Raw genomic sequence first — 22,532 nt, 5'->3', positions numbered from 1 at the left:
TGAACCGGGTGAGCAGCGCACCCGGCTACCAGGCCCCCACCGTCACCGTCAGCTCGTCGTTGCCCCGCAAGGGGGTCGCCGAGGCCGTCCTCGTCATCGGCGTCGTCAGCGACGACGCGGGTCCGAAGGTCCTTGCGGCGGGGCCCTACCTCGACGCCGACGCGGTGGCCGCCGTCGAATCCGGCCTGCAGGCGTTGGGAGCCACCGGCGGCGAGGGGCAGACACACCGTCTGGTCGTCGCGTCGCTGCCGGTCGCCAGCGTGCTGACCGTCGGTCTGGGCAAGCCGCGCGACGAGTGGCCCGCCGACGTGATCCGTCGGGCAGCCGGTACCGCTGCGCGGGCTTTGGACAAGGTCGCCACGGTGGTGACCGTGCTGTCGGCTGTCGATCTGGAGGCCGCCGTCGAGGGATTGATCCTGGGCGCCTACCGCTTCAGCGACTTCCGCAGCGCCAAGACCGCACCCACCGACGCCGGGTTGACCGCGATCACCGCGCTGGCCGCCGATTCCAAGGCGGCAACCAAGGCAGAGGCACAGCGAGCGGTGGACGTAGCCTCCGCCGTGGCCACGGCCCGCGATTTTGTGAACACCCCGCCCAGCCACCTGTTTCCCGACGAATTCGCCAAGCGGGCAAAGGCTTTGGGCGACGCGGTAGGACTTGAGGTCGAGGTGCTCGACGACAAGGCCCTGACCAAGGCCGGCTACGGCGGCATTGTCGGGGTCGGCAAGGGCTCCGCACGCCTGCCGCGCCTGGTGCGGTTGATCCACCGGGGTGCCGGTAACAAGAAGGCCAAGCGCGTCGCGCTGGTCGGCAAGGGCATCACGTTCGACACGGGCGGCATCTCGATCAAGCCGGCCGCCAACATGCATCACATGACCTCGGACATGGGTGGGGCCGCCGCGGTGATCGCGACCGTGGCGCTGGCCGCCAAGCAGAATCTGCCGATCGAGGTCATCGCGACCGTGCCGATGGCCGAGAACATGCCGTCGGCTACCGCGCAGCGCCCGGGCGATGTCCTGACCCAGTACGGCGGCATCACGGTGGAGGTGCTCAACACCGACGCCGAGGGCCGGTTGATCCTGGCCGACGCGATCGTGCGGGCGTGCGAGGACGAGCCGGACTACCTGATCGAGACCTCCACGTTGACCGGTGCGCAGACCGTCGCGCTCGGTGCGCGTACACCGGGCGTGATGGGCAGCGAGGAGTTCCGCGACCGAGTGGCCACACTGTCGCAGGCGGTGGGTGAAAACGGTTGGGCGATGCCACTTCCCGAGGAATTGAAAGATGACCTAAAGTCATCTGTCGCCGACCTCGCGAACGTCAGCGGATCGCGCTTCGCCGGGATGCTCGTGGCCGGGACATACTTGCGCGAGTTCGTCGCCGACGGGGTCCAGTGGACGCACATCGACATCGCCGCACCGGCCTACAACACCGGAGGCCCCTGGGGTTACACCCCCAAAGGCGGCACCGGGGTGCCGGTGCGGACGATGTTCGCAGTCCTGGAGGATATAGCCGTGAACGGCTGATCATGTTGCCGCCCAAAGTGAACAAGATGCCGAGATTGCTTCGCGATGTCGCCATCTTCGTCACGTTGGGCGCCGCGCTTGCCGGCTGTTCGGGGTCACCGAACCCGCCGGCGCCCGCTTCACCGAGCACGACGACGTCGACGATGCTCCCCGCGACCACCACGCCGGCCGCCCCCACCGCCGCGCAACCTCGCCTGGCGGCAGACCCGGCCCGGCTCGCGGCGGATCTGGTCGCCGACGAGCGAGCCCTGCGCAATCCGTCGACGCCGGAGGCCGCGCTCACCCAGGCTGCCCGGCGCCAGCAGGTGGCCTACCGCGCCATCGGCCGTCATCCCGAATGGGACGCGATCGTCCGGCCCCGCATCCCGGCCGATCTGGTCGCGTTCTACGACCACAATGTCGACGCGCGGCGGCAGCTCGCCACGCTGGCCGAGCCGCGGGACACGCTGCCCGCGTGGCGCATCGAACCGCCGCCGCCTGCGGACCTGCTGCTCGATTCCTACCGCGAGACGGAGGCTGCCTCCGGCGTGGGCTGGAACTACCTGGCCGCGATCAACCTGATCGAAACCCGTTTCGGCAGTGTCAGCGGGACCAGCCTGGCCGGGGCGCAGGGCCCGATGCAGTTCATGCCGTCCACGTTCGCGGCCTACGGTGCGGGCGGTGACATCCATGCGCCCCGGGACAGCATCCTGGCGGCCGGTCGCTATCTGGCCGCCAACGGTTTTGCGAACAACCCCGACCATGCGCTGTTCCGCTACAACAACGCCGACGAGTACGTGCGTGCGGTCCACGCCTACGCCGCGGCACTCTCGGCCGATCCGGCGGCGTTCGGCGCGTTCTACCGCTGGGACGTCTACTACGTGTCCACCGCGGGCGACGTCCTGCTTCCGGTCGGATATGCGACCGAATCACCGATTCCGGTAGGCGAATACCTCGCCGCCCATCCGCAATAGCGCTACAGCGAGCCGGAGCGCGCCACCCGGCGCAGCGCCGAGGGCACCAGACGTGCCACCCCGTAAGCGGCATAGGCCTCGGGGGTGACGGGGCGGATCGCTTTGTCCTTACGGACGGCCTCGACGACGGCCTTGGCCACCTTTTCCGGCCCGTAGCGCCGCGCGGCAAACACCTTCTTAGTCTGGGCCCGCAACTGTTCGACCTGCCCCTGCTTCTCGGCGGGTACGTCGAAGCGGGTGGTGTCGATGATGTTGGTGTCGATCATGCCCGGGCAGATCGTGGTCAAACCAACTCCCGCCGACTTCAATTCGGCGCGCAGGCAGTCGGAGAACATGAACACCGCGGCCTTGCTGGTGGAGTAGGCGTTCATCGATGCCGACGGCGTATAGGCGGCCATCGAGGCCACGTTGACGATGTGGCCGCCGGTCCCCCGTTCGATCAGGCGTCGCGCAAATGACCTGCAACAGTTGACGACTCCGCCGAAGTTGACGTCGAGCACCCGGTCGTACTGGTCGGCGGGGGTGTCGAGGAACTTTCCGCCGTGGCCGATTCCGGCGTTGTTGACCACCACGTCGGGTACCCCGTGCGTGCTGCAAACCTGTTCGACGAAACTCTCCACCGCCTCGGCGTCGGACACGTCGAGGCCGTAGGCGTGTGCCAGCCCGCCGCGCGACACGATCTCGTCGGCAGTGGCTTTGGCCGAAGCCTCGTCGACGTCGCTCAACACCAGTTCGGCGCCATGAGAAGCGAAGGCCATAGCCGTGGCGCGGCCGATGCCGCTGCCCGCACCGGTCACCGAAACCAGTGTGTCGCCGAAGGATTCGCGTGACCGGCCGACTTGTGCACGTCGCAGCGCACGCGATGCCGGGGCGCCCTCGATGTGATCGATCAGCTCGCCCGTCGCGTTGGCGATCGCACGCCAGTGCGAGAACGGGGCCCAGTGCCCGGCCTTCAGGTCGCGACGCCACAGCAACGGCACCCACTTCGACGCTTCGTCATAGCCGTGCCCCCGCACCACGGGATCGTGGTCGTTGCAGATCAACTGCACGGGCACCGTCACATAATGGTCGCTCCGCAACGTCGTGAACGAGCGAATGGCGTTGGCGCGGTATATCTTCAGTCCGTTTGCTGCATCGATATCGAGCGTCTCGGACTGGAATTTGGGACCCGCGGTGTCGATGGCCTGCAGTCGGCGCGCCGCACCACGCCGCATCAACGCGGGCGCGACGACGGGGACCGAGAACGGGATCCAGTAGCTGAACCGCGATGCCAGGTTCACCGCCTTGGCGAACCGGATGGGCCGGTACGGACGGGCCAATCGACCGCGCACGAATGAGCCGTAGTGGTCGGTGCTGGGTCCTGATACCGACGTGAAGGAAGCCACCCGCTCGGAGGCCTCGGTGCGGCTGAGGTACTCCCACACCCCCACCGATCCCCAGTCGTGGGCAAGGACGTGCACGGGGCGGCCGGGGCTGACGGCGTCGATCACCGCGGACAGGTCGTCGGCGAAGCAGTCCATGCGGTAGGCGGCGACGGGTTTAGGGACATCCGAGGCTCCGGCACCGCGGTTGTCGTACCGCACGATGTGGAAGCGGTCCCCGAGTTCGCCCGTCACGCCGTTCCACAGCACGTGCGAGTCCGGCCATCCATGTGCCATCACGAGCGTGGGGCGCTGCCGGTCCCCTTGTTCGTAAACCGCGATGCGGGTTCCGTCCGCACTGTCGACGAAGCGCTGCATAGTCCACCCTCCACGAGGTACCTGTGACGAACAGTATCCAATACCGGAGGTACCGGTTGCTTTGACTCTAACGGTCGTCGAGTTCCCGGTACACGGCGCGCTGACGTTCGATCCGGCGACGCGCGTCGTAGTCGCGCATCCGTTGCGGATAGCCCACCTTCTGCACGTCATAGACCGGGATCTGGAGCCGGTCGTTGAGCCGACGCGCGCCTGCCTCGCCGCCCGTGCGGCGCCGCGTCCATTCCCCGTCGGCAGCAACGAGCACCACAGTCACCTCGGTGACCGTCGTGCGGGGCTCGACAAATGCCTCGACTCCGACATGCTCAGCCACCCAGCGTTGCAGATACTGCAGGTCCCCGGCCTGATCGTTGCCGGATCCGCGCGCCCACCGGTCTCGGCGGAACGAATCGAACAGGCCCAACGGACGGATCTCCTCAGCTCTGGGGAAGTTCGACGAACCGCCCTGCAAACCCTCACTCGATAGTGCCAGAGGATCAGCAACCCTGAGTGAGTGCGAATGGTGCTGCAGTGACAGGATGGTTCCGACAATCCATCTAGGTGCCGTACCCAGTGCACCTAGCTGTGGTAAGCCAGAGTTCGAGTCGTCACAAGTGACCGTCCGAGGAGTCAATACATGGCCATCTCCGTCCAGATGCCCGCGCTAGGTGAGAGCGTCACCGAGGGGACCGTCACCCGCTGGCTTAAACAGGAGGGCGACACCGTCGAGGTCGACGAGCCGCTGCTGGAGGTGTCCACTGACAAGGTCGACACCGAGATCCCGTCACCCGCCGCGGGTGTATTGACGAAGATCGTCGCCCAAGAGGACGACACCGTAGAGATCGGCGGCGAGCTCGCCGTCATCGGCGACGCCTCCGAAAAAGCCTCCGAGGGAGCTTCAGCGGCGCCGTCCTCGAAGCCCGAACCGGAACCAGAACCAGAAGCCACCGCACCGTCGGCCGCTCCGGCGGAGACCGCGGCACCGGAGCCGGAAGCCCCGGCGCAGCCGGCACCGGCCGCCGCCCCGCCGGCCGCCGCCTCCGGCTCGGCGACCAGCGTCGTGATGCCCGAGCTGGGCGAGTCCGTCACCGAGGGCACTGTCACCCGGTGGCTCAAGAAGGTCGGTGAGTCCGTCGGCGTCGACGAGCCACTGGTCGAGGTATCGACCGACAAGGTCGATACCGAGATCCCGTCCCCGGTGGCCGGCACCCTGCTGGAGATCACCGCGCAGGAGGACGACACCGTCGCCGTCGGCGGCGAGCTGGCCAAGATCGGCGACGCCGCCGCAGCGCCGGCCGCAGCCCCGGCGCCCGCAGCACCCGCTCCCGAACCCAAGCCGGAACCGAAACCCGAACCGAAGGCCGAGCCTGCACCCGCGGCGCCGGCTCCTGCCGCACCTGCTCCCGCAGCACCTGCCCCCGCGGCACCCGAAGCTGCGCCCGCAGCCGGAGACGGCTCGCCGTATGTCACCCCACTGGTGCGAAAGTTGGCCGCGGAGAACAACGTTGACCTCGCCGCGGTGAAGGGCACCGGCGTCGGCGGTCGCGTCCGCAAGCAGGACGTGCTCGCCGCAGCCGAGGCCAAAAAGGCTCCCCCGGCTCCGGCCGCACCGGCAGCCCCTGCCTCGGCCGCACCCGCCGCCGCGTCGGCTGCCCCGGCACCGGCCCTGGCCCACCTGCGCGGAACTACGCAGAAGGCCAACCGGATTCGCCAGATCACCGCGAAGAAGACGCGGGAATCGTTGCAGGCGACCGCGCAGCTGACCCAGACCCACGAGGTCGACATGACCAAGATCGTGGCGTTGCGGGCCCGGGCGAAGGCGGATTTCGCCGAGCGCGAAGGCGTCAACCTCACCTACCTGCCGTTCATCGCCCGCGCTGTCATCGACGCGTTGAAGATCCACCCGAACATCAACGCGAGCTACAACGAGGACACCAAGGAGATCACCTACTACGACGCCGAGCACCTCGGCTTCGCGGTCGACACCGACCAGGGGCTGCTCTCTCCGGTGATCCACAGCGCCGGAGACCTGTCGCTGGGCGGGCTGGCGCGCGCCATCTCCGACATCGCGGCACGGGCCCGGTCGGGCAATCTCAAGCCCGACGAGCTGTCCGGCGGCACGTTCACCATCACCAACATCGGCAGCCAGGGCGCGCTGTTCGACACCCCGATCCTGGTGCCGCCACAGGCGGCGATGCTGGGCACCGGGGCGATCGTCAAGCGGCCACGGGTGATCTCCGACGCGTACGGCAACGAGTCGATCGGCGTCCGTTCGGTGTGCTACCTGCCGCTGACCTACGACCACCGACTGATCGACGGCGCCGACGCCGGCCGGTTCGTGACCACCATCAAGCGCAGGCTCGAAGAGGGTGCTTTCGAGGCCGATCTCGGGCTGTAACGCCGTTAGGAGGGGCTCCCCACTGTGGCGGACGCCGTCATCGCGATAGCGGGATCATCCGGTCTGATCGGTTCGGCGCTGGTATCAGCGCTGCGCGCCGCCGATCGCCGGGTGCTCCGGATCGTACGAAGGGCACCATCGAACGGCGACGAGCTGTTCTGGAACCCCGACACCGGGGAGTTCGACGCTTCCGCGCTCCAGGGCGTGGACGCGGTGGTCAACCTCTGCGGCGTCGGCGTCGGGGAGAAGCGTTGGTCGGGCGCATTCAAACAGAGCTTGCGCGACAGCCGGATCGGGCCCACAGAGGTGCTCGCCGGCGCTGTGTCCGACGCCGGGGTGCCGGTGCTGATCAACGCCAGCGCCGTGGGTTACTACGGCGACACCCGGGACCGGGTGACCGACGAGTCCGCACCCGAGGGACGCGGGTTCCTGGCCGGACTGTGCGCGGACTGGGAGGCGGCCACCGCGCCGGCAGTCTCCGCCGGATCTCGGGTGGTTCTGCTGCGCACCGGTCTGGTCATGTCCCCCTCGGGCGGCATGGTGAACCGCCTCAAACCGTTGTTCGCACTGGGCCTGGGCGCCCGGCTGGGCAACGGTCGGCAGTACATCCCGTGGATCAGCCTGGAGGACGAAGTCCGCGCGGTGTTGTTCGCGATGGCGAACGACAGCCTGTCGGGCCCGGTCAACCTCACCGGCCCCGCCCCGGTGACCAATGCCGAGTTCACCGCGGCGCTGGGCCGCGCCCTCAATCGGCCCACCCCGGTGATGGTTCCGGGTTTCGCGCTGCGCACCCTGCTGGGCGAGATCGCCGACGAGGGACTGCTGGTGGGCCAGCGCGCCATCCCCGCCGCACTGGAACGCGCAGGCTTCACGTTCCACCACAACACGATCGGCGAGGCGCTCGCCTACGCCACCGCACCCAAAGACCTGTGACCGGGGTCCGGGGTCCGGGAGCAAGCTGGGTGGGGCCCCCCGCAAGCTGGGTGGGGTCCCCGCGCAAGCTGGGTGGGGTCCCCGCGCAAGCTGGGTGGGGTCCCCGCGCAAGCTGGGGCGTACCGTCGACGCTGTGACATCCATCCGTTCAAAGGCCTCGCCCCTCGAGGTTCGGCGGCTGGGCAGCATCGGCTATGAAGAGGCGTGGGAGCTGCAGCGCGAGATCGCCGACGCCAGGGTGGCCGGCGGTCCCGACACGCTGCTGCTGTTGCAGCATCCCGCCGTTTACACCGCCGGTAAGCGCACCGAAGCCCATGAACGTCCGATGGACGGCACCCCGGTGGTGGACACCGACCGCGGCGGCAAGATCACCTGGCACGGTCCCGGGCAGCTGGTCGGCTACCCGATCATCGGGCTGACCGAGCCGCTGGATGTGGTGAATTTCGTTCGGCGCCTTGAGGAAGCACTCATCAGCGTGTGCGCGGACCTCGGTCTGCAGACGGGTCGGGTCGAGGGACGCTCCGGCGTCTGGGTTGCCGGCAACGGGCTGCGGCCGGCCCGCAAGGTCGGGGCGATCGGTATCCGGGTGTCCCGGGCGACGACGCTGCACGGCTTCGCGCTGAACTGTGACTGCGACCTGTCCGCCTTCTCCTCGATCGTGCCGTGCGGCATCGCCGATGCTGGGGTGACCTCGCTGACGGCCGAACTCGGCCGGCTCGTCACCGTCGACGACGTCACCGACCGTGTCGCCGCCGCGGTGTGCGACGCACTGGACGGACGGCTGGAAGTAGCTCTGAACGTAGGATGAATCTGTGACTGTGGTGCCTGAAGGCCGGAAGCTGCTGCGTCTGGAAGTGCGCAACGCGCAGACGCCGATCGAACGCAAACCACCGTGGATCAAGACCCGGGCCAAGATGGGCCCCGAGTACACCGAGCTCAAGGGGCTGGTGCGCCGTGAGGGCCTGCACACGGTGTGCGAGGAGGCCGGTTGCCCCAACATCTTCGAATGCTGGGAGGACCGGGAGGCCACGTTCCTGATCGGCGGCGAGCAGTGCACGCGTCGGTGCGACTTCTGCCAGATCGACACCGGCAAGCCGGCCGAGTTGGACCGTGACGAACCCCGCCGGGTCGCCGAGAGCGTGCAGGCCATGGGTCTGCGCTACTCGACCGTGACCGGGGTGGCCCGAGATGACCTGCCCGACGGCGGTGCGTGGTTGTACGCCGAAACGGTGCGCTACATCAAACAGCTCAACCCGAACACCGGCGTGGAGTTGTTGGCCCCGGACTTCAACGGCGAGCCGGCACAGCTTCAAGAGGTGTTCGAATCGCGCCCAGAAGTGTTCGCGCACAACGTCGAAACGGTGCCGCGCATCTTCAAGCGGATTCGTCCGGCGTTCCGTTACGACCGCAGCCTCGCGGTGATCACCGCCGCCCGCAACTTCGGCCTGGTCACCAAGTCGAATCTAATCCTCGGGATGGGCGAGACCATCGACGAGGTGCAGACCGCGCTGCGCGACCTGCACGAGGCCGGTTGCGACATCGTCACCATCACCCAGTACCTGCGGCCGTCACCACGTCACCACCCGGTGGAACGCTGGGTGCATCCCGACGAATTCGTCGAGCTGTCGAGCTATGCCGAGGGCCTGGGCTTCGCCGGTGTGCTGGCCGGACCACTGGTGCGCTCGTCGTACCGCGCGGGCAGGCTCTATGCCCAGGCCGCGCGGGTTCGGTTCGCCGATCAGCCCCCCGTATCCTGAAGTAATGGCGAAAACCCGCACTGCCGCAGAAACGAAGGCGGCAAAGGCCGAGGCGAAGGTTGCCCGCAAGGCGGCCTCCAAGCAGCGGCGCAGTCAGCTCTGGCAGGCATTCCAGATCCAGCGCAAAGAGGACAAGCGCCTGCTGCCGTACATGATCGGCGCATTCGTGCTGATCGTGGCCGCCTCGGTGGTCGCCGGTCTGCTCATCGGCGGGTTCACGATGTACACGATGATCCCCCTCGGCGTAGTGCTGGGCGCGCTGGTCGCGTTCATCATCTTCGGCCGCCGGGCCCAGAAGTCGGTATACAAGAAGGCCGAGGGCCAGACGGGTGCAGCAGCCTGGGCACTGGACAACATGCGAGGCAAGTGGCGAGTCACCCCCGGCGTCGCGGCGACGGGCCATTTTGACGCGGTGCACCGGGTGATCGGTCGGCCCGGCGTCATCTTCGTCGGCGAGGGTTCCGCAACTCGGGTCAAGCCCCTGCTGGCGCAGGAGAAGAAGCGCACCGCACGCCTGGTCGGCGATATCCCGATCTACGACATCGTGGTCGGCAACAGCGAGGGTGAGGTGCCGCTGTCGAAGCTGGAGCGCCACCTGAACAAGCTGCCGGCGAACATCACCGTCAAGCAGATGGATTCGATCGAGTCCCGGCTCGCCGCACTCGGCACCAAGGCCGGCCCGGCCGGGATGCCCAAAGGTCCCATGCCCGCCGGGGCGAAGATGCGCGGCGTGCAGCGCACCGTCCGCCGCAAGTGACCTAGCAAATGACGTAGCCGCCGAGCGTGAACAAGATCGCGAGAATTCTCGATAATCTCGCGATCTTCTTCACATTGGCGGGTTCACCGGGTTCACATTGGCGAGCGCTACCGTCGCACCACCGCGGTCTTCGATGCCAGGTCATGCAAGCCGCGATGATCGGCGTCGGTGAACAGCGCCGGGATCACCAGCACGATCAGCAGGTTGCGGGTGAGCGCTCGGCCCAACCCGACGTGGTCGCGGCCGTCGAGTGGAATCACCGCCAGATCCAGCAGGTACTGGCCCGGGGTGAAGCCGAACAGACGCACCGCGGCGACTCCGATCACCAACCACACCAGCAGGGCAATATTCCGGAAGTCCATCGAGTACAACAATTGCTCACGGCTCATCAGCCCGAAGGACACCGCCAGCACAGCCGTCAGCCCCAGGGAGATCAGCCAATCGGCCAGGATGGCACCGATACGCCGGCCGAACCGGGCGATCGACCCCGGCCCCTGCGGGGGCAGTCCAAGCCGCTCACCGGGATATCCGCTGGCGGGATCGGAAGACGGTCCGGACAGCCAGGTTCCCATCGTGCGCGACATAGGGCCAGAATAGGCGGGGCCGGTTGAACCACGGTCAGTAGCTCATGTCACAGCGAACAGTCATCGCGTAACTTGCACGCAACATATGGTTGACGACTGCGCAACATCGTGTCCTTAGCGTCAACCCGCGGGTTACCAGTAAAGGAGAACACTCAGTGGCAGAAAAGACGTCCGACGACATCTTCAAGCTGATCAAGGACGAGAACGTCGAGTACGTCGACATTCGCTTCTGCGATCTGCCCGGCGTCGTCCAGCACTTCTCGATCCCGGCGTCGGCATTCGATGCGAGCGTCTTCGAGGACGGCCTCGCGTTCGACGGCTCGTCGGTCCGCGGCTTCCAGTCGATCCACGAATCCGACATGATGCTGCTGCCGGATCCCGACACCGCCCGCATCGACCCGTTCCGCGCCGCCAAGACGCTGAACCTGAACTTCTTCGTGCATGACCCGTTCACCCGTGAGGCGTACTCCCGCGACCCGCGCAACGTGGCCCGCAAGGCGGAGAACTACCTGGCCAGCACCGGTATCGCCGATACCTGCTTCTTCGGTGCCGAGGCCGAGTTCTACATCTTCGACTCGGTGAGCTTCGACTCCAAGATGAACGGCACCTTCTACGAGGTGGATTCCGAGTCGGCGTGGTGGAACACCGGCGAGCCCTTCGAGGCCGACGGCAGCGCCAACCTCGGTTACAAGGTCCGCCCCAAGGGCGGCTACTTCCCCGTCGCGCCGTACGACCACTATGTCGACTTGCGCGACGAGATGTCGACCAACCTGATCAACGCCGGGTTCACCCTGGAGCGCGGTCACCACGAGGTGGGCACCGCCGGCCAGGCCGAGATCAACTACAAGTTCAACACCCTGCTGCACGCGGCCGACGATGTGCAGCTGTTCAAATACATCATCAAGAACACCGCGTGGCAGAACGGCAAGACCGTCACCTTCATGCCCAAGCCGCTGTTCGGTGACAACGGTTCCGGCATGCACGCCCACCAGTCGCTGTGGAAGGACGGCAAGCCGCTGTTCCACGACGAGTCGGGGTACGCGGGCCTGTCGGATCTGGCGCGGCACTACATCGGCGGCATCCTGCACCACGCCCCGTCGCTGCTGGCCTTCACCAATCCGACGGTGAACTCCTACAAGCGTCTGGTGCCGGGCTACGAGGCCCCGATCAACCTGGTGTACAGCCAGCGCAACCGCTCGGCCTGTGTCCGTATCCCGATCACCGGCAACAACCCGAAGGCCAAGCGTCTCGAGTTCCGCTGCCCGGACAGCTCGGGTAACCCGTACCTGGCATTCGCGGCCATGCTGATGGCCGGCATCGACGGCATCAAGAAGAAGATCGAGCCGCTGGCCCCGGTCGACAAGGACCTCTACGAGCTGCCGCCGGACGAGGCCGCCAACATCCCGCAGGCGCCCACGTCGCTGTCCGCGGTGATCGACCGCCTCGAAGAGGATCACGAGTACCTCACCGAGGGTGGCGTGTTCACCGAGGACCTGATCGAGACCTGGATCTCCTACAAGCGGGAGAACGAGATCATGCCGATCCAGATCCGGCCTCACCCCTACGAGTTCAGCCTGTACTACGACGTCTAGGTCGGCACCGCCGACGCGACGTTTAGTCGGCACCGCCGACGCGACGTTTAGTCGGCACCGCCGACGCGACGTCTAGCCGGCAACACACGAAAAAGCCGGGTGGTTTCCTTCGGGACCGCTCGGCTTTTTCGTGTCTGCCGTCGCCGGTTTCTGCACCAGGGTCGTCGAACCTCGAGAATCTCAGCCCAGGCGTAGAAGTCGAGACCCTCCCCCGCACAATGGACCGATGCGTGTTCTGGTGCAGCGGGTGACATCGGCGAGCGTGACGGTCGACGGCGCGGTGGTGGGAGCCATCGACCCGAACCCCCAGGGGCTGCTCGCCCTGGTCGGTGTCACTCACGAAGACGACGCCGCCAAAGCTCAGAAGATGGCCGAAAAGCTCTGGCAGTTGCGGATTCTCGATGGCGAGCGGTCAGCCGCCGACGTTGCTGCGCCGATCCTGGTGATCAGCCAGTTCACGCTGTACGCCAACACCGACAAGGGCAGGCGGCCGTCCTGGAATGCAGCGGCACCCGGCCCGGTCGCCGAGCCGTTGGTGACTGAATTCGCCGACGCGCTCCAGAAACTGGGCGCCGTTGTACAAACGGGAGTTTTCGGCGCGGACATGCAGGTGGAACTGGTCAATGACGGACCGGTGACGGTCTTGCTGGAGCTGTGAGATTCCTGGGCGTGACGCGTATTGTCAGCCCATGACGACCAATTTTGATGCACGGCTTGCGAGCTATTCCTCGCCTGTGCTGAGTATTTTTCGCATCGTCTTCGGGCTGTTGTTCATGCTGCACGGCAGTATGAAACTCTTTGGCTGGCCATTGGGCGCGTCGATTCCGGTCGGCACGTGGCCGTACTGGTGGGCGGGGCTGATCGAGTTCGTCACCGGTCTGCTGATCACCGTCGGATTGTTCACGCGCATAGCGGCTTTCATCGCTTCGGGTCACATGGCCGTGGCCTACTTCTGGATGCACTGGCCGCCCCTGGAGGGCCCCGCCGCCAGCTTCTGGCCGTTCGACAAGGCAATGGGCGGCAACGGCGGCGAGATGACGATCATGTACTGCTTCGCCTTCTTGCTACTGGCCACGATCGGTGCCGGCACACTCTCGGCGGACGCTCGACGACGTCCGGCGGCACGGACAACCACCGCACCGCGCCGCGGGTTGGGCCGGCTACGGCGTTAGTCCAGCGCGAGATCCTTCCGGAATCGCTTCATCCCGTCGATCTTCTCGGCCAGCGTGGCGCCGGGGCCGGGGCCGGAGTAGAACATCCACGGCATGGTGATGACACCGTGGATTCCGCCGGCCTCGGCACGCGCATAGTGCTCGGGGGTGAAGGCGTCCGTGAGAGGTGTGATGATGGTGAAATCATCCATCGTCAAACCCTTTTCGGCGCGCAGGTCGCGTAACCGGTCGACTCGCTGCAAGGCGGCGTCGGTGGCGATCAGATCGCCGATCCAGCCGTCATGTCGCGCCGCGCGGCGCAGCGCGATATCGGACAGACCGCCGACATAGATCGGGATCGGCGGCGGAGTGGGCTCCATCTCGAGGCGCGGTGTGGAGTAGAACTCGCCGTCGAACTCGGTCCAGCCGGGCTCCCACAACTTCTTCATCAGCTCGAGCATCTCGTCGGTGCGCTTTCCGCGCCGCGCGAACTGCTGGCCCAGCAGCTCGAACTCCTCTTCGCACCAGCCGACCCCGATGCCCAGTTCCAGCCGCCCGCGGGCCAGATAGGCAGCAGTGCCAATGGCTTTGGCGGCCGAATATGGGTCGCGCATCGCGGGCAGATAGACCGTGGTGACGAACTTCAGCCGGGTGGTGATCAGCGCCAGCGCCCCGATCATCACCCACGGGTCCGGCCAGTCGCTGAACGCCTCCCAGCGGCGCTTGCCGTCCTTGGTGTACGGATACGGCGTGGACAGGGTCTCCAGATTCACCACGTGATCCGGGATCCCCATCCCGTCGTAACCGAGATCGTCAGCGGCCTTCGCCACTTCGACGGCCTCCCCGGTGTCCATGAAGGCCATGCTCACGTAGAACTTCATCCGGCGTCCCGTGCCCAGGCCGGAGTGATGAAGACGCCTTCCGCCTCGACGGTGATCCCGTCGCCGTCACTGATGTGGCCCCTCGCAAAGGTTTTGACACCTTCGGTCCGGTCGATGTACGCCTCGGCGCGCAGCGGCCCCAGCGGCGTGCCGCGGCGGTACCGGCACGTGATGGTGCCGGTGTAGCGAGGCTCGTTCAGTCCCCCACTGGCCACCTCGCCGAGAATGTGGTCGAGCACCAGCGCACAGATCCCGCCGTGCACCCAGCCCAGCGGCCCCTCGTAGGCAGCGCCCAGCACGAATTCACTCCAGCAGCTGCCATCGTCGGCGTGCTCGATCACCAGTGGCGGGGCCAGCGCATTACGTAGACCGACGACCGGGTTTGCCCACACCACCGGACGGTTCGTCTCGGCGTGCAGCATGGCTTGTGGCCCGTCGCGCTGTTCGCGGCGCAGTGCCGCGGTGACGGCCTCGACAGCCGTGGTCGCCTCGGCGATGGTCTGCGAGTCGACCTCGGTGCGCACCCCGGCGTCGACGAGTTCGCGCATGGCCCGGGCAAACGGCTCATAGAGTGCTTCGAGCCGGTCGTGCTCGGCCGCGGTGATGACGTCGAACGTGTGCTTCATCGGACTCCCAGTGAATTGGTTATACGCCCTTATTAACACCACCCACTGCGACGCCCTGCACGCGGGGCACTACTCCCCGCTGCATCCATCGGCGGCTCAGCCGCCGAAAATCTTCCGAACCACGCCCTTCGCCCGCCGCGTCACCCGCAGGTAGTTGTCCAGGAACTCCCCGCCGTCGTCGCTGCCCCACCCGGCCGCCAGAGCGACCGCGTTGAGCTGACGGCCCGGGCCGGGCAGCTGATCGGTGGGCTTGCCGCGCACCAGCACCAGGGCATTGCGTGCCCGCGTGGCCGTCAGCCAGGCGTCCCGCAACAGCTCGACGTCGGTCTCGGCGACCAGTTCGGCCGCGCCGATTGCGTCGAGGGTCTGCAAGGTCGAAGTGTTGTGCAGCGCAGGCAGATTGTGTGCGTGGCGCAGCTGAAGCAACTGCACGGTCCACTCGATGTCGGCCAGCCCGCCACGGCCCAGCTTGGTGTGGGTGTTGGGGTCCGCACCGCGGGGCAGCCGTTCGGCATCGACGCGTGCCTTGATCCGACGGATCTCCTGGACGGCTTCGGCCGACACCCCGCCGGCGGGATAACGCGTCTTGTCGGCGATGAGCAGGAAGCGTTCGCCGAGTTCCAGATCACCGGCCACCCGGTGGGCGCGCAGCAGAGCCTGGATCTCCCACGGTTGGGCCCACTGCTCGTAATAGGCCGCATATGACGCCAGCGTGCGCACCAGCGGCCCGCTGCGGCCCTCCGGGCGCAGCCCGGTGTCGACCTCCAGCGGGGGGTCGGCGCTCGGTGTCCCCAACAGGGCCCTGACCTGTTCGGCGATGCTCACCGACCAGCGCACGGCGGCCGATTCCTCGACGCCGGTGTTCGGCTCGCACACGAACATCACGTCGGCGTCGGACCCGTATCCCAGCTCACCGCCACCAAGTCGGCCCATGCCGATCACGGCGATGCGTGCGGGCGCACCGGATTCGGGTGTACTGGCCCGGATCACCGCAACCAGTGCAGCCTGCAGCACGGCGACCCAGACCGCGGTCAGCGCCCTGCACACGTCAGTCACGTCGAGCAGGCCCAGCACGTCCGCCGAGGCGATGCGGGCCAGTTCCCGACGGCGCAGCGTGCGGGCGGCGGCGATGCCGCGCACCGGGTCAGGGTGTCGGCCGGCAGAGGCCACCAGCGCGCGGGCCATGCTGTCGGGATCGCCGTCGAGCAGCTTCGGGCCGTTGGGCCCGTCGGCGTACAGCTGGATCACCTCGGGGGCGCGCATCAGCAGTTCGGGGATGTAGGCCGAGGTGCCGAGCACCCGCATCAACCGCTTGGCCACCGCCCCCTCGTCGCGCAGCGTCGACAGATACCAGCGCTGCTCGGCCAGCTCCTCGCTGATCCGGCGGTACGCCAGCAGGCCGGCGTCCGGGTCGGGGGTGTCGGACAACCAGTCCAGCAGGGTCGGCAGCAGCACCTGCTGTACCCGGCCGCGGCGTCCGCTCTGGCCGGTGAGTGCCGCCAGGTGGGTCAGCGCGCTCTGTGGCCCCTCGTAACCCAGTGCGGCAAGCTGTCGTTCGGCCGCCTCGGTGCTCATGCCGGCGCCGATGCCCAGCGCCGGCTGGCCCACCGATTCCAGCAGCGGTTGGTAGAAGAGCTTGGCGTGCAATCGCGACACCCGCATGCTCTGCCGCTTGAGTTCCTCGCGCAGTACGCCCTGAGCGTCGTGGCGGCCGTCGGGGCGCACGTGCGCGGCCCGGGCCAGCCAGCGGTACGCCTCGTCGTCGCTGTCGTCGGGCAGCATGTGGGTGCGTTTGAGCCGCTGCAGCTGCAGCCGGTGCTCGAGCAGCCGCAGGAATTCGTAGGAGGCAGTCAGGTTGGCAGTGTCGTCGCGACCGATGTAACCGCCCTCGCCGAGGGCCGCCAGCGAATCGACGGTGGACGCCACATGCAGGGATTCGTCATTGCGTCCGTGCACCAATTGCAGGAGCTGGACGGCGAATTCGACGTCACGCAGGCCGCCGGTGCCCAGCTTGAGCTCGCGCGCCCGCACTCCGGCCGGGACCAGTTCCTCGACGCGGCGGCGCATGGCCTGCACCTCGGGAACGAAATCCTCACGCTCACAGGCAGTCCACACCATGGGCATGAGTGCCTCGATATAGGCCTTGCCGAGTTCGGCATCGCCCGCGGCGGGCCGCGCCTTGAGCAGTGCCTGGAATTCCCAGGTTTTCGCCCAGCGCTGGTAGTAGGCGACATGGGAATCCAGCGTCCGAACAAGTTGGCCGCGTTTGCCTTCGGGGCGCAATGCGGCGTCGACTTCGAAGAATGCGTCGGCGGCGAACCGCATCATCTCGCCGGCCACCCGGGTGACCGTGGCGAGGTTGTCGTCCGTCTTACCGTCGGCTTCATCTACCAAAGGCTCCCCGACGAAGATGACGTCGACGTCGCTGACGTAATTCAGTTCGCGTGCACCGCATTTGCCCATGGCGACGACCGCCAGCCGGGGCTGCATCCCGTCCTCGCACACCACGCGGTTCGCCACCGTCAGGGCTGCACCCAGCGCGGCGTCGGCCAGGTCGGACAGGTGAGCTGCGACCTCGACGAAGGGCAGCACCGGCTCGTTCTCGACGGTCGAGGCCACGTCCAGCGCGGCCAGGACCAGCAACCGGTCACGGTAGAGATCCCGCAGTGCAGGCACGGCACTGCTTGTGCCCCGGTCGATCTCGGCAGCGTGTCCGGCCGAGGTGAAGATACTGTGCAGCTCGTCGGCGCCGGGGAGTGTCACCGCACCGGCCAGCAACCGCCACGATTGCGGATGGGCTGCGAGGTGATCACCGAGGGCCAACGAGGATCCGAGTACACCGAACAGCCGGCCCCGCAGTGCCTTGTCGGTCAGGAGCTGACGGTTGAGTTCGTCGGCGCCGGCCCCGAGCGCATCGGCCAACCGGACCATGGCCGCCAGCGCGACATCGGGGTCCGGTGCGCGCGACAACGACCACAGCAGCTCGACGTGCGCCTCGGTGTTCCAGCCGAGGTGTTCCAGTTCGGCTGCGGCTTGCGGATGCACCAGACCGAGCCGACCGACACTGGGCAGTTTCGGGCGATCGCTCGCAGGCTTGGCCATCCCCCGACGTTACAGCGACAGGTAGTTCTTCAGCTCGTAGGGCGTGACATGGCTGCGGTAGTTCTCCCACTCTGCGCGCTTGTTACGCAGGAAGTAGTCGAATACGTGCTCCCCCAACGCTTCCGCAACAAGCTCGGAGTTCTCCATGGACTCCAGCGCATTGCCCAGGCTGGACGGCAGTTCGCGGTAGCCCATGGCACGCCGCTCCTCGGGTGTCAGGCTCCAGACGTTGTCCTCGGCCTGCGGGCCCAGCACGTAACCCTTCTCGACACCGCGCAGACCGGCGGCCAGCAGGACGGCGAACGTCAGGTAGGGGTTGCATGCCGAGTCGGGGCTGCGGACCTCGACGCGCCGAGACGATGCCTTGCGGGGGGTGTACATCGGAACCCGCACCAGCGCCGAGCGATTGGCCGCGCCCCACGAGGCCGCGGTGGGCGCCTCGCCGCCGTGCACCAAGCGCTTGTAGGAGTTCACCCACTGGTTGGTGACGGCGCTGATCTCGCTGGCGTGCTCCAGAATGCCGGCGATGAAGGACTTGGCCACATCGGAGAGCTGCAGTGGGTCGTCGGGGCTGTGGAAGGCGTTGGTGTCGCCTTCGAACAAGCTCATGTGTGTGTGCATGGCTGAGCCGGGGTGCTCGCCGAACGGCTTGGGCATGAACGATGCGCGCACGCCGTCGGCCAGGGCGACCTCCTTGACCAGGTAGCGGAAGGTCATCACGTTGTCGGCCATCGACAGCGCGTCGGCGTAGCGCAGGTCGATCTCCTGCTGGCCGGGTGCGCCCTCGTGGTGACTGAACTCCACCGAGATGCCCATCTGCTCCAGTGCCTCGATGGCGTGGCGGCGGAAGTTGGGGGCCGAATCGTGGATCGCCTGGTCGAAGTAGCCGCTGTTGTCGGCCGGAATGGGCACCGACCCGTCGTCTGGTCCGGCCTCGAGCAGGAAGAACTCGATCTCGGGGTGCACGTAGCAGGTGAAGCCCAGGTCGCTGGCCTTGGCCAGCTGGCGACGCAGCACGTGCCGGGAGTCGGCCCACGAGGGCGAGCCGTCCGGCATCGTGATGTCGCAGAACATGCGCGCCGAGTAGTGCTTGCCCGCACTGGTGGTCCAGGGCAGCACCTGGAAGGTGGACGGGTCGGGCCGGGCGACGGTGTCGGATTCCGAGACGCGGGCGAAGCCCTCGATCGAGGACCCGTCGAAACCGATGCCCTCCTCGAAGGCCCCTTCGAGTTCGGCGGGCGCGATCGCTACCGACTTGAGGTAGCCGAGGACGTCGGTGAACCACAACCGAACGAACCGGATATCGCGTTCCTCCAGGGTGCGCAGCACGAATTCCTTCTGGCGGTCCATGCCCGCAGCGTAGGCATCGGCTGTTAAATCTGTGTTACAGCCCTGCAAGGAGTTAGCAGGAGAGGTCGCCCGGGGAGACTTGATTGACGAAGAAACCCAGCACCGCGGTATCGACGCAGGCGTTCCCGTTGAACACCACGGTGTGTTGGGTGCCGGTGAAGGAGATCAGTGCCGCGCCCATTTGCCGGGCCAGATCCACCCCCGCCTGATATGGCGTGGCCGGGTCGCCGGTGGTGGACACCACCACGACCTTGCCCGGTCCGGGGCCGGTGATCGGGTGCGGCGCCGACGTCGCGGGCACCGGCCACAGGGCGCAGATGTCCCGGGGCGCGTACCCGGTGAACTCGCCGTAGGACATGAACGGTGCCGCGGCACGGATCTGCTGATCGGCGTCGGCCCACACCGCCGGGTCGGTCGGGAACGGCGAGTCGACGCACCGGATCGCGGTGAACGCGTCCTGCATGTTCTGGTAGTGCCCGGCTTGGTCGCGACGCCAGTAGTCATCGGCGAGCAACAGCAGGTCCCCGGCGTCGGCGCCGCGCGTCAAGCCGAGCAGTCCGCTGGTGAGGTAGGGCCAGTACCGCGCTGAGTAGAGGGAATTGCCGGTACCGGTGATCGCGTCGGCGTAGCCGAGTCCGCGCGGGTCCGCGGTGAGGTGCGGCGTCGTCACCAATGGATCCACGAGCTGCTGGAACCGCCTGACGAACTGGGCCGGGTCGGTACCCAACGGGCAGTCGGCTGATTTCGCGCAGTCCGCGGCATAGGTGTCGAAGGCCTTCTGGAAGCCGGCGAGTTGGCGGACGTTCTTGGTGATCGGATCCTGGCTGGGGTCGATGGCGCCGTCGAGCACCATGGTGCGCACCCGGTCGCCGAACTGTTCGGCGTAGGCGCCACCCAGCTCGGTGCCGTAGGAGAAGCCCAGATAGTTGATCTGTTCCTCCCCCAGCGCAGCCCGCACCGCGTCCATGTCCCGCACCGCCGACGCGGTGCCCGCGTTGGCCAAGAACGGTGCGCCCATGCGGTCCAGGCACTGCTGGGCGAATTGCCGGTAGACGTCTTCGATGTGGGCGACCCCGGCCGCGCTGTAGTCAGCCAACGGCTCGCGGCGGTAGGCGTCGATCTCGGCGTCGGTGCGGCAGCGCAGTTCCGGCGTGGAATGCCCGACGCCGCGCGGGTCGAACCCGACCAGATCGAAATGATCGGTGAGTGGGGACCCTGCCAGTGCTGCGCCCATGCCGGCGACGGTGTCCACCGCCGACGCGCCGGGGCCGCCGGGGTTGATGAACAGGGCACCGATCCGGTTGCCGGTGGCCGGAATCCGGATGACGGCCAATTGAGCTTGTGCGCCTTGGGGATCCGCGGAGTTCCAGTCCAGCGGTACCGGCAGGGTGCGGCACTGCGCCGTCGGAATCCGTGCCGGGTCTGGCACCCATTGGGCGCAACTTCCCCACTCCGGCCCGGATTCCGGCACGGCGCCCGCGACCGGTACGGCGACGGGGCACAGCACGGTGGCGGCGCCGAGGAGCGCCGCCGCCATAACGCGTATCGCCCCGCCCGCCCACCGCACGGCTGTCATGGTCGCACGGCGGACGCCGCCGGGTCTGTGCCTGAGGCCGAGCAGAGACCGGCCGGAGACCCTCCGGTGACCTTGCCGTTCGGATCGGTCAGCAGCGAGTCCCGGGCGGCGGCACCGTCACGTCGACGAGGTAAGTCGCGGCGATGTCATCGATGCACTGGTTGCCCTGGAACACCACGGTGTGCTGGGTGCCCTCGAAGGTCACCAGCGTGCCGCCGAGTTGGCGCGCCAGGTCGACGCCCGCCTGGTAGGGAGTCGCCGGGTCGTTGGTGGTCGAGACCACCAACGTCGGAGGCAACCCCTTCACCGAGATCTCGTGCGGCTTGCTGGTGGGGGGTACCGGCCAGAACGCGCAGGTTCCCATCGGCGCGTTACCGGTGAACTCGCCGTAGCTCATGAACGGAGCGACCTCGCGGGCTCGCCGGTCCTCTTCGACGACGGTGGCCCGGTCGGTGATGGCGGGCTTGTCCACGCAGTTGACCGCGACACGCACGTCGGTCGAATTGTTGTAGTGGCCCTTGGCATCTCGACCCATGTAGAGGTCGGCCAAAGCCAGCATCACATCGCCGTTGCCGTTCTTGAGCCCGGTGAGGCCCTCGGTCAGGTGGCGCCACAGGTTCGGCGAGTACAGCGGCAGGATGGTGCCCACCGTGGCGTCGCTGTAGCCCAGCCCGCGCTGATCGCGGGTCTTGGCCGGGTGCTCCACCAGTGGATCGACCAGGCTCTTGTAGACCTCGACGGCCTTGGCCGGGTCGGTGCCCAGCGGGCAGTCGGGGTTCTTGGTGGTGCAGTCGGTGGCGTAGTTGTCGAATGCCTTCTGGAATGCCGCCGCCTGACGGATGTCTTCTTCCACCGGATCCGCGTTGGGGTCGACGGCACCGTCGAGGATCATCGCGCGGACCTTCTGCGGGAACTGCTCGGCGTAGGTCGCGCCGATGCGGGTGCCGTAGGAGTACCCCAGGTAGGTGAGTTTGTCGTCGCCGAGGGCGGCGCGGATCGCGTCCAGGTCCTTGGCGACGTTCTCGGTGCCGACATTCTCGAGGAACTCTTTGCCCATCTTGTCGACGCAGCGCTGAACGAACTTCTTGGTTTCGCTCTCCAGGTGCTCGACGCCTTCGGGGGTGTACTCCACCGTCGGATCGGCCCGCAGCCGGTCGTTGTCCTCGTCGGAGTTGCACCACACCGCGGGAGTCGAGGAACCGACACCGCGCGGATCGAACCCGACGATGTCGAAGCGGTCCTTGACCGACTGCGGTAGACCCGACAGCAGGGACACGGCCGATTCCACGCCGGATTCGCCGGGCCCGCCCGGGTTGATGACCAGCGAGCCGATCTTCTGGCCGGCGGCCGGGAATCGGATCATCGCCAGGCGGGCAATGTCACCGTCAGGCTTCGAGTAGTCGACCGGCACCGACAGCATCCCGCATTCGGCGTTGTCGGGGATCTGCACGTGGTCACCCGAACCGGCGTTGCACGGCAGCCATTGCACCGGCGTTCCGGGCCGTGGGACCGCGATCCTGGCCTGGCCCTCGACCACCTGGGTACAGCCCGCCACGGCCACAGCCGTCAGCGCCAGCAGCGCGCCGAACCTCATCCTGAACTTCATGGCT

19 protein-coding genes are annotated in these 22,532 nt (G+C 67.4%); 10 read left to right on the top strand and 9 right to left on the bottom strand.

Annotated features, from left to right (window positions below; all coding sequences use genetic code 11):
* The first annotated feature begins 8 nt into the window (after positions 1-8).
* A complete protein-coding gene (locus tag ACZY08_RS21790; protein WP_463746706.1) occupies positions 9-1,526 on the top strand; it encodes a leucyl aminopeptidase in 1,518 nt (505 codons plus the stop codon).
* 26 nt (positions 1,527-1,552) lie between these two features.
* Complete coding sequence (locus ACZY08_RS21785; protein ID WP_463746705.1) at positions 1,553-2,479, top strand: lytic transglycosylase domain-containing protein; 927 nt, start codon at positions 1,553-1,555, stop codon at positions 2,477-2,479.
* 2 nt (positions 2,480-2,481) lie between these two features.
* On the opposite strand, the gene ACZY08_RS21780 is transcribed toward ACZY08_RS21785, so the two are convergent.
* The gene (locus ACZY08_RS21780; RefSeq protein WP_463746704.1) at positions 2,482-4,218 is read right to left on the bottom strand and encodes an SDR family oxidoreductase; all 1,737 of its coding nucleotides are present in this window, start codon (positions 4,216-4,218) and stop codon (positions 2,482-2,484) included.
* Positions 4,219-4,285: 67 nt separating this feature from the next.
* Positions 4,286-4,639 carry an oxidoreductase gene (locus ACZY08_RS21775; protein WP_463746703.1) on the bottom strand — a complete coding sequence of 118 codons (354 nt, stop codon included), beginning with the start codon at positions 4,637-4,639 and terminating at the stop codon, positions 4,286-4,288.
* A 213-nt stretch (positions 4,640-4,852) separates the two neighbouring features.
* On the opposite strand from ACZY08_RS21775, the gene sucB reads away from it, so the two are divergent.
* From sucB to ACZY08_RS21750, 5 genes are all read left to right on the top strand, one after another.
* Positions 4,853-6,613 (top strand): 2-oxoglutarate dehydrogenase, E2 component, dihydrolipoamide succinyltransferase, encoded by a 1,761-nt coding sequence (gene sucB / locus ACZY08_RS21770; RefSeq protein WP_463746702.1) that lies wholly within the window; start codon positions 4,853-4,855, stop codon positions 6,611-6,613.
* 24 nt (positions 6,614-6,637) lie between these two features.
* Entirely contained in the window at positions 6,638-7,546 is a 909-nt protein-coding gene (locus tag ACZY08_RS21765) for a TIGR01777 family oxidoreductase (RefSeq protein ID WP_463746701.1), read from the top strand.
* A 133-nt stretch (positions 7,547-7,679) separates the two neighbouring features.
* Positions 7,680-8,354: a lipoyl(octanoyl) transferase LipB gene (lipB, locus tag ACZY08_RS21760; RefSeq protein WP_463746700.1), complete on the top strand. Its 675-nt coding sequence runs from the start codon at positions 7,680-7,682 to the stop codon at positions 8,352-8,354.
* Between the two features lie 4 nt (positions 8,355-8,358).
* Entirely contained in the window at positions 8,359-9,303 is a 945-nt protein-coding gene (lipA, locus tag ACZY08_RS21755; RefSeq protein WP_463746699.1) for a lipoyl synthase, read from the top strand.
* A 4-nt stretch (positions 9,304-9,307) separates the two neighbouring features.
* Positions 9,308-10,060, top strand: coding sequence for a DUF4191 domain-containing protein (locus ACZY08_RS21750; protein WP_463746698.1), 753 nt, complete (start codon positions 9,308-9,310; stop codon positions 10,058-10,060).
* Between the two features lie 107 nt (positions 10,061-10,167).
* Here the strand turns inward: ACZY08_RS21750 and ACZY08_RS21745 are convergent, their stop codons facing one another.
* Positions 10,168-10,644 carry an RDD family protein gene (locus tag ACZY08_RS21745; RefSeq protein ID WP_463746697.1) on the bottom strand — a complete coding sequence of 159 codons (477 nt, stop codon included), beginning with the start codon at positions 10,642-10,644 and terminating at the stop codon, positions 10,168-10,170.
* A 155-nt stretch (positions 10,645-10,799) separates the two neighbouring features.
* On the opposite strand from ACZY08_RS21745, the gene glnA (ACZY08_RS21740) reads away from it, so the two are divergent.
* The 3 genes from glnA (ACZY08_RS21740) (at position 10,800) to ACZY08_RS21730 (ending at position 13,408) form a co-directional block, all read left to right on the top strand.
* Positions 10,800-12,236: a type I glutamate--ammonia ligase gene (glnA, locus tag ACZY08_RS21740; protein WP_463746696.1), complete on the top strand. Its 1,437-nt coding sequence runs from the start codon at positions 10,800-10,802 to the stop codon at positions 12,234-12,236.
* A 226-nt stretch (positions 12,237-12,462) separates the two neighbouring features.
* The gene (dtd, locus tag ACZY08_RS21735; protein WP_463746695.1) at positions 12,463-12,894 is read left to right on the top strand and encodes a D-aminoacyl-tRNA deacylase; all 432 of its coding nucleotides are present in this window, start codon (positions 12,463-12,465) and stop codon (positions 12,892-12,894) included.
* A gap of 31 nt (positions 12,895-12,925) precedes the next feature.
* The gene (locus tag ACZY08_RS21730) at positions 12,926-13,408 is read left to right on the top strand and encodes a DoxX family protein (RefSeq protein WP_463746694.1); all 483 of its coding nucleotides are present in this window, start codon (positions 12,926-12,928) and stop codon (positions 13,406-13,408) included.
* Here ACZY08_RS21730 and ACZY08_RS21725 read toward each other — a convergent pair.
* The 6 genes from ACZY08_RS21725 to ACZY08_RS21700 all read right to left on the bottom strand — a co-directional run bounded on the left by ACZY08_RS21725 (position 13,405) and on the right by ACZY08_RS21700 (position 22,528).
* Positions 13,405-14,268: a TIGR03619 family F420-dependent LLM class oxidoreductase gene (locus ACZY08_RS21725; RefSeq protein ID WP_463746693.1), complete on the bottom strand. Its 864-nt coding sequence runs from the start codon at positions 14,266-14,268 to the stop codon at positions 13,405-13,407. The genes ACZY08_RS21730 and ACZY08_RS21725 overlap by 4 nt on opposite strands.
* Positions 14,265-14,894, bottom strand: coding sequence for a PaaI family thioesterase (locus tag ACZY08_RS21720; protein ID WP_463746692.1), 630 nt, complete (start codon positions 14,892-14,894; stop codon positions 14,265-14,267). The genes ACZY08_RS21725 and ACZY08_RS21720 overlap by 4 nt, the downstream gene beginning before the upstream one ends.
* A gap of 96 nt (positions 14,895-14,990) precedes the next feature.
* Positions 14,991-17,996, bottom strand: a complete 3,006-nt coding sequence (locus ACZY08_RS21715; protein ID WP_463746691.1) for a bifunctional [glutamine synthetase] adenylyltransferase/[glutamine synthetase]-adenylyl-L-tyrosine phosphorylase — start codon at positions 17,994-17,996, stop codon at positions 14,991-14,993.
* A gap of 9 nt (positions 17,997-18,005) precedes the next feature.
* Positions 18,006-19,346, bottom strand: a complete 1,341-nt coding sequence (gene glnA, locus ACZY08_RS21710; RefSeq protein WP_463746690.1) for a type I glutamate--ammonia ligase — start codon at positions 19,344-19,346, stop codon at positions 18,006-18,008.
* Positions 19,347-19,398: 52 nt separating this feature from the next.
* Entirely contained in the window at positions 19,399-20,922 is a 1,524-nt protein-coding gene (locus ACZY08_RS21705; protein WP_463746689.1) for an alpha/beta hydrolase, read from the bottom strand.
* 88 nt (positions 20,923-21,010) lie between these two features.
* The gene (locus ACZY08_RS21700; RefSeq protein WP_463746688.1) at positions 21,011-22,528 is read right to left on the bottom strand and encodes an alpha/beta hydrolase; all 1,518 of its coding nucleotides are present in this window, start codon (positions 22,526-22,528) and stop codon (positions 21,011-21,013) included.
* Positions 22,529-22,532 lie beyond the last annotated feature (4 nt).

This window comes from Mycobacterium sp. IDUB_9, assembly GCF_055419505.1.
This window is presented reverse-complemented; position numbering and strand designations above follow the sequence as displayed.